Raw genomic sequence first — 14,920 nt, 5'->3', positions numbered from 1 at the left:
CGATGACTCCGCGACGGAACGGAACTCAGGTGGACAGCTGGTGGCGCCGGTTCGGCTGGCTGACGAACGTCGGCCTGGCCCTGGTCGCGCTCAACGTGCTCCACGCGTTCGGGCTGGCCGCCCAGGGAACCATCGGGCTGCTCGACCTCGTCCTCGTCGCGTCCGGCGTCGCCCAGCATCCGAGGGTGGAGCACTGGCTGAAGGGCGGAGACCAGCAGTCCCGAGCGGCGATGTGGCGCCAGGCGGCCGTCGGCGCCGTCCTCACCTCGTCGGCGTCGTACCTCACCGGCTGGGGGCCGCTCCTCGGCATCGGCTTCGTCATCTTCGCCAGCAACATGATGCGCATCGCCGGTGCTCGGTCCTGGCGGGCGATCCTGTGCACCAGCGTCGTCACCGCGGCCGCCGGGCAGGCCGGCATCGCGCTCGGCTGGGTGCCGACCTACGTGTCGCCGGTGACCGCGCAGACGGTGGGAACGCTCGGTACCCTTGCCGCCGCGCTCACCATCCGCATCCTCGGCCTGACGACCGCCGACCGCGAACGGGCCACGGCCGAACGGATCCACGTCGAACGGGAGCTCCGGATCAGCGCCGAGCGGGCCAGCCGGACAGAGAACCGGTTCCGCGTCCTCGTCCAGGACTCAGCCGACGTCATCAGCGTCACCGACGCCTCAGGCCACGTCGGCTACGTCAGCGGTGCCGTCGAGCACGTCCTCGGCTACCCGGTCGAGGACTACTCCCGCCTCGCCGGCATCGACCTGATCCACCCGGACGACCGGCCGGCCAGTTTCGCGTTGCACCGCGCACTGCTGAGCGGCATCCCGCAGGACCGCGCCGAGCTGCGCCTGCGGCACGCCGACGGCTCGTGGCGCTGGCACGAGGTCGTCGCCCGCAACATGCTCGACAACCCGGCCGTCGAGGGCATCGTGTGGAACCACCGCGACATCACCGACCGGAAGCACTACCAGGAGCGACTCGCGTACGACGCGACCCACGACGCACTCACCGGCCTGGCCAACCGCAGCGCCTTCCTGCAGGCCTTGGAACGGGCGTGTGCCGCCGACCGGCCCGGTCAGGGCGCGGTGCTCTACCTCGACCTCGACGGCTTCAAGCCGATCAACGACCGGCTCGGGCACGCCGTCGGCGACGCGTCGCTGGTCGCCGCCGCCCGGGCGCTACAGACCTGCGCACCGGCCGGGGCCTTGGTGGCCCGGCTCGGCGGCGACGAGTTCGCGGTGCTCCTCGCCGACGTCCGCACCGCCGACGACGCCGTCGCGGTCGCGGCGCGGGTCACCGACTGGCTCGCCGAACCGGTGCCGATCGACGGTCACCTGGTGCAGATCGGCGCGAGCATCGGCATCGCCATGCGGCTCGGCGACCACGCCGATGCCGACGAGACGCTCCGGCACGCCGACCTCGCCATGTACCGGGCCAAACGCGAACGGCAGCGCTGGCATCTGTATGCCGCCGAGCCCCGCCTACCGGTCTAGCTACTTCGACCTGAAAAAGTAGATCGATGGTCGTCGGTGTGTCCGACCGTGCTTGGGGCGATCCACTCGACATGTTGGCCGCGCGTGGTCCACTCGCTGAGTGGGCGGCCGCACCCGAGCGGGACCTCATGCGGGCCCCTCCCTATGCCAGAACTCGCCGCGCGGACGAGTTTCGGCTTCGTGCTCGTTGGCCCCGCCTGGCTGGCCCGCCCGTCGACGGCCACTCTCCGTCAATAACATCCGCGCGAAGTGCGAGACTCGGCGCACTATTCTGCCGAGAAGAGGACGTTACACTCCGCCTGCGCCGAAGGCGCAGTAGGTCAAGCAGAACTGTCAACCGCAGCTGGTTCTGCGTGCCACCAAAAACCGCAAATTCCGCAAAGAATGCGGGTTACCGGCGAACAGTAAAGTCGGCGCGGCCGCACTCCTGGATTCGCCGTAGTGACTTTCTTTAGCGATGTGCCTCCTCGCGAGATGAACGCAGTCTCCGGCCCGACGAGCGCTTGTCGTCGGGCCGGAGATCGGTTTCCTGTCCCTACAACTGTATCCAACCCCAACGCTTCAGAGACGGAACATACACCTTCGTGTAGCCTTTCCGCTCCTCGCTGGTCGGGAGAACCAGCCATCCCCTCATCACGTTGGAAATGACGAACTCATTCGGTCGGTCACGCAGGGTGGCATTGTGCGTCATCTTGTGCCGTGTCCGCGGCGCCGTTGTGCTCTTCGGTTGCCAATCCACTTTGTTCCAGTAGTGGGACTTTTTACTTTGGCTGCGCCCGTAGAGCCGATGAGATTTGTAGCCGGGGTGATTGGTCACCTTTGGCATCGGCTGGCCTGCTGGAATCGCAGGCGTCTCGTGCCGAACCCAACCCCTCTTGCCGTTACCTCGCTTCTGGTATCGCCAGTAGTGGCCGCGCTGTCCGACCGTCGCACCGATGCAGTCGCTGTTGGTAACGACGCCCCAGTGCGGGAACTGGGCCACGTTTGGATCGGACACCATCGCGGCGTCGGCAGTGATGTTGTACCGCCAAGCGACCGTTGAGCCGGGATTGATCGTCCAGGTCTTCCGACCGCTGCCCGGGTTTCGAGGATAGTTCCGCTGGACGTGGCAGGGCTTTACCACGGTGAATTTCACGATGAGGATCCGCGTGTGTCCGCAGATCTTCCCCAGTCTGGGATTCTTGCAGGAGGCCGGGACAGCGGTGGCCTCAGTCGTCGCGGATGCCGACGACGGTCCGACGGCCATCGTGACGACCATCGGGGCCACGGCCAACATTGCGATCTTGGCGATTGCGATTCTACGTCGATTCAACCTTGTCTCCTTAGCTTTCTCGTTCGTACCCGTCGTGCCCAGCAGCAGACCGTGTCTTCTGGACCGTGGTGGCTTGCCCGGCCGCGACGGGTGATAGAGACAAGTAGCGGGGAGCCCAACCTGGGCCGGAAGGCGCCCAACCAGGGCGCCCAAGGAACTCACTCGATCGTGTTGCGCCGGGTAGAGGATCCGCATGAGGTCGTCTATAAACGGAGTCATGAGTCCACGTCGGTCCGGTCCTTCGATCGATCCGCCGAAGCCCGGCCCCGTAGAGGTCTTGCGTCTTGACCTCTACGTCCGTCTCCTGCTCGACCGCAATGGGCTTGGTTGGGTAGACGTTGTCCGTTTCATGGGCGCGCGGGCCACGGAGCGGAGAAAGGTGTCGCGCGCATTCGAAGGCGGGAGACGAATTCCGGACTGGAAATTTGTCGAAGCGCTAGTTCGGTGCAGCGTCGGCGTGACCGAGGCGGAGATTCACTTGTCTCGCTGCCGGAGCCTGCACCAAGCAGCCCAGTCAGGACAGCGTGGGCCAGTGGTCAATCCCGACGAGGTGACCGTTGAATTGGCCAAGGGGGATCACGAGGTCCATAGCGAAAACGCGTTGTCGGCCCCTTTGGAAGAAGGCGCAGACACTGTCCTGGAGCGCAGTTGTCGTATTCTGGACTCGCCGACCGAATTTCAGCCGCCTGGTCGACCGCGCGTCGAGGAAGGCGGACAAGCGTTCGTTGTTCCAGCCGGTCGTAGGACCAGGTGGCTGGAACCTTTGCTCCCCAGCGGATACGGTTTTACTAGTAGAGATGAAACAAGTCTTGGCGTATCTCACAGGCGCCGCCGCCAACCCTCAATTGTGGTCGCTCTAATAAGTGTGTTCCTCGCGGGCTACGTCAGCCACGGCATCGGCCCTATGGGAGTTGACTCTCTCGCCGAGAGGCCCTGTAGCAAGGGAACCGTCGCGGCTCGTGACCTATGGTTGCGCGATCAATACGGTGCCACTCTAAGTGAGGTAACGCGCGGGCAGCAGGTCACGATCGACAGCCAGCCCAATCCGAATGGCCTGGATTATCGGCTCGTCACAGCAGACGACGGTCGCACCGGATGGGCAGACGCCCGCTGGATCGAACCCTACTGCTTCTAATTGCGATACGCGTCCCTGCGCGCTGCTTTGAACCCGAGCTATTTCGAAGACGTATGTGCCCCCATCGGCAACACCCTCCGGGGAGACTGCCGCCGCCCGGAGGGCAGTCGCTGATACGACACAGGCACACAAACCGAAGTTGTATGTATTGACGCACTCACATAGCCGCGATCCGGGCGCCATCTCACGTCCGCCGATTACTCATCGTGAGTGGCGGACGTAGGCGCCGGGCCCGCCGCCGTCGCGGCGTCCCGAGCGCTTCGCGTCCCGGACCTCTGCGCATTTGGCGTACCCGCCTCTGCACTGGCACCCGTACGCCGACACGCCATGACGGTCAGGATGGTGCTCGTTTTGCTCACCACAGGCAAAGTTGTTCTTCCACGATGTCAGCGGGATGGGCCGTTCCGGGCCACACGCCGCCTGGATGCGATGCAGCCCTAGAGTGTTGAAGCCGAATTCGATCATGAGGGCGGCGGCCTCGCTCGTGTGGCCTTTTCCCCAGTCGGCCCGGCGGATGGCGTAGCCGAGTTCTCCGCTTCGGTCTCGGCCGAAGCCGATACGGACGAAGCCGATTAGGAGGCCGTCGCGGTTCGCGATGGCGAGGTAGTAGTCCGGCCGTGGCTCGATCTGGGCGCGGGCGATGTCCGCTGCGAGGCGTTCGGTTTGGTCGTCTCGGCTGCGTGTGTCGAAGCTCAGGGACCGGGTGACGTCGGGGTCACCGACTACCGCCATCGACGCGTCCAGATCGTCGGCTCGGAACTCGCGCAAGCGTGACGCGCGTGCCGGTGATCTCAATAGGAAACACAGCGATGCCGGTAGCCTCCGGCGTGGCGGTCTGATCAGGCGGGGAGAGCGGCTGCGGGCACCCGCGTGAACGATTCGATCTCTTCACGCAGTGCTCGGGCGTCGGCCGATCCGGCGTAGCGGCGCTCGCGGAGGGCCTGGTGGACGCGGCCGGCGCTGGTAACGACTCCGCCGATTCGCCGCTCGGGCTCCAGTGCCAGCAGTGCAGTGAGTGCCTCGCGTGCGCCCTCGACCTGGCCCATGTTCACGCGGGCAAGGGCTAGCTCGGCGCGGGCGCCTGCTTCGTCGCTGAATGCTCGGTCCGTGGGGTTTCCATGCTCATACAGGTCGAGCAGGTCTGGGCAGAGCTGTCGGACGAGGTTTCGAGCTGCTGGTAGTTGGTGGCCAGAACGGCGTCGAGGTCGGTGATGGTCTGCGCGAGAATCTGTAGCTGCTGCAGACGGATGCGTTCCTCGACGTCGGCGGTGGTGGGCTCGGGCAGGGTGAGCACGGTGCGGACCTGGGCCGCAGTGGGCAGTCGGCGTAGCTGTTCGCGCAGCTCAGTGGCACCGAAGATGACCGATTTGAAGACGTTGATCGTGGCGGTGCGCGTCGTGGAGTAGTGCTGGCGGGTCGTGACCAGCAGACGCAGAGCTTCGCGGGGGCCGTCCGCGCGAGGTGCGGCGGGATGGTCGTTGACCAGCGCTGTGCGGGCGGCGTGGATCGCGTCGAGCCGGTCGGACTTGCCGCCCCGGCGGCGGCTGCCCCGCACGGGTGGCACGGCTTCGATGACCTGGTGCCCGGCTGCTTGCAGCACTCGGGTCAGGCCGTGTCCGTGCGCGCGGGTGCCTTCGACGGCCCAGAACGTTCGCTGTCCGGCGGGAAGGTGTTCGCCGGCCCAGGCCAGCAGCCCTGTGTAGCCGTCCGGGTCGGCGCTGACCTCGATCTGGGCATGGACGTCGCCGAGGGCGTCGACCAGTGCGGCGGCATGGGTGTCGGTGTGGGTATCGACTCCGACGACCCAGCGGCGCCGATCATGGGGGGAACCGGCGGGCTGGCCCGCCTCGATTGACATGACGATAGGTGTCCTTCCTGACGGCGATGCCGGTCAACGGCGTCGGCCCGGGAAGGTCCACCCGACGGCAGATCTGTGATGGGTCACGCCGACGTGGCCGGCGGACATGCTTCTGATCAGGCCAGCAAGGGTGGCGGCCGAGGCCGGCTGCGACGGTGGACAGGTCGACTACACGACACATACGTCGATGGTCAGATTGCTGTGGGGTCACACCGTCACGGCCAGCGCCGAACCTAGTGGATCACGAATCCCCGGACTCGATCACCACGCATATAGAAGCGTCTGTGACTTGGTCTTATTGGCATTCAGCCAACGTGGCCTGGTGGCCGGGGTCGCAGTCTGTGGGCCGCCGATGTGACGCCCGATCCGTCCCGTGACGCCTGATGACGGGCGGTGTCGAAAGCTCCAGAGCACACATGGATCACACAAACGTCCACAAGGGACAGAAAATGGCCCTGATCAGACGCGAAACGCCTGATCAGGGCCATGATCAACTGTACGCCGCGTAGGACTTGAACCTACAACCCGCGGATTAAGAGTCCGCTTCTATTCATGTCAGCCAATGTTAAGAACTGTTGCGCTGTGTCAAAATATGCCACCTCATCTGCGCATACGCAATTCCCGAATGCCGGTTAATGCTGTCGGGTGACGCCCCACGCCAGGACTGTCGATCACGCATGGATCACGCATCGATCGCACAATCGATGGCAGCGGGGACCGTAGGCCCACACCGGACTGGGTCCTAGCATCACCACTGGGGTGAACCGACGCCGGGATCGTCGGTGTGCCTGGCTCGCGGCTGGGGGCTGTCGCATCCGGCCGAGGTGCTGTACTAGGCGGCTGGATTGCAGAGGCATCAGTGGCCTTGGTGGCTGATCACTACCACGAGTACCGCGGAAGATGTCGCTCATCAGATCCTCGAACATGTCGAGAGCAATGGGTTGAAGCGGTGACTGGCTGTCCACCGTCGATGGCGAGCTGGTCGCGGTCGCCGTCCGGGCCGTTATCCCCGCGGCCTACACCGCCGAGATCGGGCTTCTGATCGCCGGGCTGACGTTGGCAGCGCGTCTCCAGCAGCAGCACGGCCGTAAGGTCGCCGAGAGAGTCGCCGCAGGTGTCCTGCTGGTGACCGTCGCCGCTTTGACCGCTAAAGCCTCCTTGGGTAGGTCCTGAGCCGACAGTTTCACGGCGTCAACACTTGCCCCCGGGACCCCTTCGGACGGGGTCAATGACCACGGAGGTTTCCGCTTCTTGATCGTGCTGGCTGACGACGGATTCTTCGGGTTGACCCGCTGCTCACCTCCGAACCGAGTAGAGCGTTGACAGCCCCACTGACGGAGGAGCTTGACATTGGATGGACCCGAGGCGTCGCTGCGACGATTCTGGCAGCATGGCGGCGAGTCTGGCTGCGGTAGAGCCCACGGGCCGGGTCGGAGCCAGAGCCACGACCCCGACCGACCGGCACTAACCGCCGCCGGGAGCGCAATCGCTTCTCAACAAGAGCCGTAGCGGCTAACTTAAATCCGTGGCCGAGATTCAGTCCTGGGCTCCGCTGAGCCGACGGGATGCCGGTCTGCCCACCGACGACACGCTCTACGACGAGGTTCCATCGCACCTCGCTGGCCCCCTTGGCTCGTGGGCCCAGCGGTTCGACGAAGCCCTTCGCCGATCGCTTGCCCATGGCACCGACGACGGTGGCCGAGCTGTTGAGAAGTGGTGGACCGGCCTGCTCCTTCGGCTTCGCATGGAGGAGAATACCTTCGAAAATCGACCGGCCTCTGATCAGCTCGACCTCATCGATGCCATCTTGAGGTGGTGCCCAGCATCGGATACGGGCCTACTTCGCCACATCGATGCACTTGACGAGCTCTTGTTGCTGGGCGGCTCGGCCTGGTGCGTACGGTCGTCGCTTGACGGCCTCGAACGCCGCCTCGATCCGACCGTGACCATGGCTGCGCGCACTGCTGTCGAGGCGAGCGCCGGTGACGCCGGCCAGCATCTCGCAGCAGCGTGGATTGCCGCCTACGGTCGTCATCCTGACCCCGACAAGGTCATGAACGAATCCATTCGGGCAATCGAGGCTGTCGCGTGCCCACTCGTCGAACCCGCCCGAGCCACCAGGGGCAAGGCAACGCTCGGTACCGTGATAGGAGAACTTAGGAATTCCGGACACCGCTGGGAGCTCGCGCTGCCCGGTCCAGAAGGAGCCCCGGCAGACGTATCGGCGGTTGTTGCCATGCTTGGCCTTCTATGGCAAAGCCAACTGTCGAGACACGCAGGCGCTCCCAAGTCACGCCGCCAGGAGCAACCGGAGGCAGAAGCTGCCGTACACCTCGCTGCCGCCCTGGTGCATTGGTTGCAAAGCGGAGTTCTTCGTCGAAAGGCGCCCTGAGGTAACCCCGCACGTCGAGCAGCCAGACAGTCTAGTGAGCCAGACCATGATTCGTCACGATCCGAAATGATCAAGTTGCAAAGAGTGACTCTTTCGATTGGCTGCTCTACTGATCATTCCTAGGCATCCACCTAGAGTGCGGCATGGCGGGTGCACAGAAGAGGACTCGAGCCAGGCCCGGACCAGACGGCAGGTCGTCAACATCGCAGCTTCGCTGGGGCGATGGGCGCGGCCTACAACCATTCTTCTCGGAAATCCTTCACCCCGGTCGGCGAGTCACTGACAGCACCCTACTGAGCTCAGTGCGCGGTCTACTCCTGAATGGCGACTTCGGCCTAGTTGAGCAAGATGTTGAAACCGCCAACTCTGAGCTTCCATTCAATCGACGCTACATTGATGTGGAGTCGGCAGCAGTCATGATCGGCGTAAAGGTCAATCTTGGCATTGAGGCCGTGGCTCGAGAATCGGAGCGACTGCTCACCCGTTCCCTAGACATAAGGGGTCGCGAAACTGGCCAGCGCTATGTGGGTGTACTTACTGATGGAAGGCAGTGGCACGCCTATCAACAGACAACAGGTGCCCTGCAACGCGTAGCCAGTCATGAAATTGATCTTAAGCGCCCCGACCCGATGGCCTTGTTTTACTGGCTGGATGGCGTTCTAGCTATGTGTCGTGGGATTCCGGCGACGGCATTCGAAGTCGATCGAAGGCTCGGGGCTTCGAGTACGTCACACATCATCGACTTCGCGACACTAGCCAATCTTTACCATGAGCACAAAGAATCGCCAACAGTAAAGATTAAGCGACAACTCTGGGCACAGCTCCTAAAAAGCGCGCTCGGAACCCAATTCATAGAGGACGACGAGCTGTTCATAGAACACACACTTCTTATGAACAGTGCCGATATTATCGCTCATCTGATCCTCGGCATCGATGTTCTGGACCTTCAGCCCGCAACGTTGCTCAGTGGTCAGAGATTCGATCAAGCCGGCATATTTGGTGTCGTCGAGCAGGACTTTTTCAATTGGACCGTCGAGGTACCCGGCGGTACGGCCTTCGTACAGGCCATCGCCCGACGCTTAGCGCGGTTCGATTGGGGAGAAGTAGAACAAGATATCCTCAAGACGCTTTATGAATCATTTATCGGTACCGAAACAAGGAGGCGGTTGGGCGAATACTACACGCCCGACTGGCTTGCCGAACACGTTGTAGATACGGCAGTTTCCGCACCTCTGAACCAGCGCGTCCTCGATCCGGCGTGTGGATCTGGAACTTTCCTCTTCCATGCCGTTAGAAAGTATCTGAGGGCAGCAGACGAGGCAGCCTTGCCCGCAAGCGTCGCCCTATCAAACTTGGCCACCCAGATCATCGGAGTCGATCTGCACCCCGTCGCTGTAGCGCTGGCCCGAGTCACGTACCTGCTAGCCATAGGCAGGCGCCGGCTTCTTGACGCGAGCCGGGAAGCAATCAATATACCGGTGTATCTTGGCGACAGTATTCAGTGGCGCGAGCGCTTAGACCTCTTCACTGATGAACACTTAAGAATTAGCGCTGGGCACGGCGCAAGTCTTCTGGAGGACGTCCTGCGGTTCCCGCAAAGCATGCTAGACGATCCCGCCCGGTTTGACCGACTAGTGTCCAATCTAGCAAATTTGGCGGCGAAGCCTAGGGACAGAAATACGAAGCTGTCGCTCACCGCACTCCTCAACCGCATGGCCATCTCCGAAGACGATCGAGTCCTGGTTGGAGAGACATTCGACGCGATGTGCCGCCTACACGAGGAAGGCAGGAATCATATCTGGAGTTATTATCTCCGAAACTTGGCTCGGCCACTTTGGCTTGCCATGCCAGAAAATCGCGTGGACGTTCTTGTAGGCAATCCACCATGGCTTTCGTATCGTCACATGCCGGTCGACATGCAAGTTCTATTCAAGAATCTCTCGACAGGACGCGGCCTTTGGCACGGCGGCGGCGTGGCGTCGCACCAAGACCTTTCAGGGCTGTTCTCAGCTCGGGCGATACAGCAGTATTTGCGTATTGGTGGGACTTTTGCGTTCGTGTTACCAAACGCGGTGCTCGATCGGGCCTATTTCAGGGGATTCAGGTCAGGGCGCTATAGCGATCCCGTAGAACCAACCTTTGTACATTTCAAAAGATCATGGGATCTTCGCCGGCTCCGGCCTCACATCTTCTTGCGTGGAAGCTGTGTGATTTTCGGGATGCGCGTCGGATTGCATGGAAAAACTCCGCCCGGTATCGATACGGAGCAGTGGACAGGCAAGATCCCTCCGGAGCAAACTTCCTGGAAATCCGTTGAACCTCATTTGACGAGGGCATCTAGCGACCCAGGAGAAGTTCGAGCCGTATCACCCTACAAGAGACGCTTTTATGAAGGCGCCACGATTACACCTCGGGCACTGTTCTTGGTTGACGCGGAGTCATCCGACCCTCTCGGCCTTGGTAAGGGAAGAGTTCGGGTGAAGGCATCGCGAAGCAATTACGAAAATCCACCGTGGAGAGATCTTGAGCGCATGGAGGGCGTCGTCGAGGTCGAGTTTGTTCGACGAGTATATCTCGGTGAGAGCCTCATCCCATACAGGCTCTTATCTCCTCGCCATGCCATCCTTCCGATCCTGAGCAACGAATTACTTAGCAGTGATGAGCCTGAACTACACATGTACAACGGAGTAGCTGATTGGTGGAGTAGAGCAGAGGCCCTGTGGGAGCAACATCGGACCAGCCTTCGCTTCAACATCCGCGACCGCCTAGATTTCCAGCGCGGCTTGACGAGGCAACTGCCCGCCGCGCCGCTGAGATTGGTATATTGCAAGGCAGGCATGCATGTCGCCGCCGCCGTTGTCGCTGATCCGTATGCCATCATTGACCACAAGCTTTACTGGGCGACCATCTCCTCCGTCGAAGAGGGGGACTACCTAAGCGCGATGCTGAATAGCCCCCACTTGACCGCGTTGGTTCGCCCGTTCATGTCATACAGCAAGGATGAACGCGACATCGACAAAAGTGTCTGGAATCTTCCGGTTCCAATTTACGATGCCGATGCCCCAGACCATCGACGTCTTGCTCAGATTGGAAAAGCTCAGCGACTCATGGTAGCCGGAATGTCTTTACCAGAAGGGAATTTCATTGCCCTGCGGCGTCGACTACGAGCCGCGCTCCTCGATCACCCTTTCAGAGATGAGGTGCCCCGACTCATATCGAAAGTTACTAATACTTTACCGGCAGGATAGGGCAGCATTTCGTCGACGGAACGTCAGTGCCAACTGCCGCGTGGCCACCGGTCATCACGTCCGCGCGCCGCTTGCTCGTTAGGGTTAGTGCGAGACTTGGCCGCGCCAACTAGCCATGGTTCGCTGACCGGAGCGGTGCTACTCCCCTGCCCTGCCCTTCCGCTCGGGGCAGTTGTGCACAGCATTGGCTTATCGGTGTTTTCTTGCACCCTTCAGGCGCGCAAGTTCAGCTTCCAGGACGGCGACGCGATGTTCTAGCTCGGACCGAGTCGGCTGAGGCGGTGCCTGGTTAGGCGCCGGTGAGGCTTCCGCCGCGGTCGGTGGGACCAACCAGCCGATCCGTTGAAAGGCGATGATCGGCTGCTCGTACGAGCAGGTCTCACACGTGGTCATCGGGTCCGGCTCAAGCCGGCCTTGCTCGATCTGCAGGATCCAGTGCTCGTAATCGAGAGCACCGACAGAGTCCTTGATCGCCTCAAGGCGGGACTTTCGCTCGGCGACTTCCCGCGGATCGTTAGGCTGCGTTTGCCGATGGCCGTCACGCGGATGCCAGCGCAGGGGGGTGATCTGGTGTTCCCTGTGTCCGCAGGCCAGTTCGACCGTCCAGTAGCCGACGGTCTCTGGCCCACGCTCGAGCTTCTCGTCGGCCTCAAGGTGCAGCGTGCTCCGGCGAAGGTAGCGGCGCACCTGCTGGTACGGCGTCTCGGCGGCCCGGTGCCCGCCGCAGCCGTAGGTACCCTCCCGCATAGGGCTGCCAGCCCAGGACCAAGACATCGCCGATGGCACCCGCTCGGTTCCGCAGGTGAGGAGCTCGACGATGTCTCCGCAGTCCAGCTGTATCCGCCAGCGGAACATCAGTTCAGCCTCAGGAATCGACGCCGCCATCAAGTCTCGTTCGCCGACATCCACAGCGTCCAACGTCGCGGCGCGGGATTGCCGGTACTCTCGGAGCACTAGGGCGGCGGGCCGGGCCCGGCCGGGCAGGCGGCGTTCCAGCTCATGTGGGTCCCCCTTTGTTCCGTCGCGGCGGGCCTGCTGCACGCGATGGTCCCTCGCCCCAGTGAGCAGCTGGGAGATCTGACGCCATTTGCCCGGGCTCAGCGGCGCCGGCGGGCAACACCGCGCGCAGTGGGTGACACCGCTACCCTGCATTCTCCAACGCAGCGCGTGGCAGAACGGGTGCCGCTGCTTGAACGCCCGCTCGGCTGCGTCATGCGCCGCACGCTCGTCGTCGGTGTAGAACAGGCTGCCTTTGCCAACCCACGACGGCGGCTCACCCCCGGCGAGCAGTTCCTGCCCGCAGCCCCGGCACGGCTCCCCGGCCACCATCTGCTCATACGTCAACCGGTCCGATTCGGCATACACCGGTAACGACCAAGCCACACACTCGCCGTCACCCGTCGAACCGGCCGCTGCCATCATCAGGTTCAGCTCACCGTACGTGCGGCACTTCGGGCAATAGGGCGTCCCGTCCGCCGCCGTCATGGGCAACTTCTTGAGCGCGGACTTCGACACCAACACCCGGTCAGCCATGATGCCGGCCTTCCATGCGAATCCTGACGCGAGCCTATTCAGGCCTTCCTATGTGGCCCCATCCCTCGTCCGGGTGACGGCCCCGCACGGCGAGTGAACCTCATCCGGCGTCGGCCCAGAGTTGTCCCGGCCGCCGCCAATAACGGTTCGGCGCGATAGCGTCAGGCATGGTCTTCGATGCCACGCGATTCATCGTGGGAGACGAGTGGGCCTACCGCCCACGCGACGACGCGCCATCGGAACGCGTCAAGATCCGGTCGGTCAAGCCCAAGAAGAGCAGCGCCCGCGTCGAAATCCTCTTCCTGGATGATCCAGACAGCCGCGTCGAGAACCAGCCCGCCGCACGCCTGCGAGTGCCATGGACCGATGTCGCCGCCTACGACCTACTGATGGCGAACTGGCAGCGCATCGACGACCACGTCCTGGACGACGTCGAGGACACCTGCGTAGAAGAGGTGTTCCAGCTACTGATCCCCGACGACGTGGCCACCGTCGAATGGAACCCGGTCCGCAACGCCACCAAGGTCCACGACCGGGCCCGGCTCGCCACCATTCTCGGAGCACCGGTTGACGAGATCCTCCACGGCGTCCAGAGGTTCGAGCACAAAGAATCGCTGATGGTGTCACCGGTAGGGACCCTGCTCATCGCACGGGCAGCGTGCCGAGAGCATCCGATACCCGTGCTCGACGTGGTGGTCGAGCAAGAGAAAGCAGCGCGACAGAAGTGCAAGCATGGCTTCTCACGAGACAGCATCCGGTCCCGAGCCAAGGAAGACACCTCGCCGGAGTACGAGTACCACTGGTACCGACGTTACGACCGACCCCGCCACGAGCTGCTGCGCCAATGGTGCGGCCATCGGTCCGTCACGGTCCATGAACGGCTCCTCGCCGCGGAAGCCGAGACGGAGCGGCTGGATATCCTGCTGGCCCGCGTGATCGAGGCACTGGAGAAGGCCGGCGACGACATGTCCGCCCGCATCTTCGCGGAGGAACACGAACGCGACCGGGTCACCCCGTGGACCGTCCGGCCCGTGATCGACCGGCCATTGCACCCATCCGAAATCCCGGTCCGCGAGATCCGTGTCCGCGGCGGCCGCTGGTGGCATTAGCCGACGGGCAGACAGGCGCGGGCGGGCTGGTTCCCGACGTTATAGGCGATGACGGGGCTACTCGCGGTGAGGGCTTCCACCCCGACGATGGCGAACGTCGCGGCCAGTGACGGCACAATGGGTCCACGCTGGTTTCGCTGAGCCAGCCAACGGGTTCATCCCAGGCCAGGCTGTCAGACACGGTGGTGCCGGCGCTGCGACCCGGGCAACGCATGACCAGCGCTGCCGCATGGTTTGGTGTGGAGCAGCCCTGCTGGATCCAGACGGGGCTGCTCCACACAGAACTACCAGCGCGAGGAGACAGCCGAACGGGTCTTGTCGACGATTTCCGCGGAGCTGGCGTGGTACTTGACGGAGTCGGCTGCCGCCTGTGCTCCAGCCTGGTTCACGTACGTCTCCGACGCGGACACGACAACGTGGTTGTTCGCGGCCAGGACTCGCCAAGTCCAGGGCTGGGATCCGTTGTTGGACCGGAAGACCTGGAAGAGCAGGCTCGTCGCCGACGACTTGACGAACTGAGCCATCCGGAGCGTGTGGTCCTTCGACGTAAGCGTCTCGGACTTGGCGAGGGTGTCGTAGCCGTTCCGGCCGATGATCTTCCAGTAGTACGGCTGGGCCGGGTTGTTCGAGTCGTGGATCTCGAACTTGAGGTTGGTGCTCATGATGTCCTTCCGTACGTCAGCGTTCGTGACGCACATCGAGGCACCCTCACGACTACACGGACGCGCCCGCCTGATACCCCAGTGGGGAAGCCCGGTGTATGGTCATCCATGCAGCCCGCCAAAGTTGCATGGAGCCCCGTTCGGATGCCGAGCCTCGGTATTTGACCGGGGCTCTGCTCGTTTC

At 63.1% G+C, this 14,920-nt stretch carries 10 protein-coding genes and 1 tRNA gene; 4 read left to right on the top strand and 7 right to left on the bottom strand.

Annotated elements, in window-relative coordinates:
- Positions 1 to 29: 29 nt before the first annotated feature.
- Complete coding sequence (locus QSK31_RS19020) at positions 30 to 1,487, top strand: sensor domain-containing diguanylate cyclase (protein ID WP_285685482.1); 1,458 nt, start codon at positions 30 to 32, stop codon at positions 1,485 to 1,487.
- 535 nt (positions 1,488 to 2,022) lie between these two features.
- Here QSK31_RS19020 and QSK31_RS19015 read toward each other — a convergent pair.
- From QSK31_RS19015 to QSK31_RS18995, 5 genes are all read right to left on the bottom strand, one after another.
- On the bottom strand, positions 2,023 to 2,622 hold the full coding sequence (locus QSK31_RS19015; protein ID WP_285685481.1) for a hypothetical protein: 600 nt from the start codon (positions 2,620 to 2,622) through the stop codon (positions 2,023 to 2,025).
- 1,513 nt (positions 2,623 to 4,135) lie between these two features.
- Complete coding sequence (locus QSK31_RS19010) at positions 4,136 to 4,702, bottom strand: GNAT family N-acetyltransferase (RefSeq protein ID WP_285685480.1); 567 nt, start codon at positions 4,700 to 4,702, stop codon at positions 4,136 to 4,138.
- A 71-nt stretch (positions 4,703 to 4,773) separates the two neighbouring features.
- A complete protein-coding gene (locus tag QSK31_RS19005; protein ID WP_285685478.1) occupies positions 4,774 to 4,986 on the bottom strand; it encodes a hypothetical protein in 213 nt (70 codons plus the stop codon).
- An 11-nt stretch (positions 4,987 to 4,997) separates the two neighbouring features.
- Entirely contained in the window at positions 4,998 to 5,792 is a 795-nt protein-coding gene (locus QSK31_RS19000) for an IS110 family transposase (protein ID WP_285685477.1), read from the bottom strand.
- 497 nt (positions 5,793 to 6,289) lie between these two features.
- Positions 6,290 to 6,373 (bottom strand) — tRNA-Leu (locus QSK31_RS18995).
- 944 nt (positions 6,374 to 7,317) lie between these two features.
- Here QSK31_RS18995 and QSK31_RS18990 point away from each other — a divergent pair.
- Both QSK31_RS18990 and QSK31_RS18985 read left to right on the top strand, forming a co-directional pair.
- On the top strand, positions 7,318 to 8,184 hold the full coding sequence (locus tag QSK31_RS18990; RefSeq protein WP_285685476.1) for a hypothetical protein: 867 nt from the start codon (positions 7,318 to 7,320) through the stop codon (positions 8,182 to 8,184).
- A gap of 302 nt (positions 8,185 to 8,486) precedes the next feature.
- On the top strand, positions 8,487 to 11,432 hold the full coding sequence (locus QSK31_RS18985) for an N-6 DNA methylase (RefSeq protein WP_285685475.1): 2,946 nt from the start codon (positions 8,487 to 8,489) through the stop codon (positions 11,430 to 11,432).
- 189 nt (positions 11,433 to 11,621) lie between these two features.
- On the opposite strand, the gene QSK31_RS18980 is transcribed toward QSK31_RS18985, so the two are convergent.
- A complete protein-coding gene (locus QSK31_RS18980) occupies positions 11,622 to 12,965 on the bottom strand; it encodes a hypothetical protein (RefSeq protein WP_285685474.1) in 1,344 nt (447 codons plus the stop codon).
- Positions 12,966 to 13,132: 167 nt separating this feature from the next.
- Here QSK31_RS18980 and QSK31_RS18975 point away from each other — a divergent pair, with 167 nt between their 5' ends.
- Complete coding sequence (locus QSK31_RS18975) at positions 13,133 to 14,074, top strand: hypothetical protein (protein ID WP_285685473.1); 942 nt, start codon at positions 13,133 to 13,135, stop codon at positions 14,072 to 14,074.
- Positions 14,075 to 14,358: 284 nt separating this feature from the next.
- On the opposite strand, the gene QSK31_RS18970 is transcribed toward QSK31_RS18975, so the two are convergent.
- A complete protein-coding gene (locus QSK31_RS18970) occupies positions 14,359 to 14,736 on the bottom strand; it encodes a YegP family protein (RefSeq protein WP_285685471.1) in 378 nt (125 codons plus the stop codon).
- Positions 14,737 to 14,920 lie beyond the last annotated feature (184 nt).

Source organism: Actinoplanes sp. NBRC 103695 (genome assembly GCF_030269485.1).
Taxonomy (GTDB): Bacteria; Actinomycetota; Actinomycetes; order Mycobacteriales; family Micromonosporaceae; genus Actinoplanes.
This window is presented reverse-complemented; position numbering and strand designations above follow the sequence as displayed.

Coding starts and splice junctions, on each gene's coding strand:
- QSK31_RS18970 (WP_285685471.1), bottom strand. CDS start 14,736: ATGAGCACCAACCTCAAGTTCGAGATCCACGACTCGAACAACCCGGCC.
- QSK31_RS18980 (WP_285685474.1), bottom strand. CDS start 12,965: ATGGCTGACCGGGTGTTGGTGTCGAAGTCCGCGCTCAAGAAGTTGCCC.
- QSK31_RS19000 (WP_285685477.1), bottom strand. CDS start 5,792: ATGTCAATCGAGGCGGGCCAGCCCGCCGGTTCCCCCCATGATCGGCGC.
- QSK31_RS18975 (WP_285685473.1), top strand. CDS start 13,133: ATGGTCTTCGATGCCACGCGATTCATCGTGGGAGACGAGTGGGCCTAC.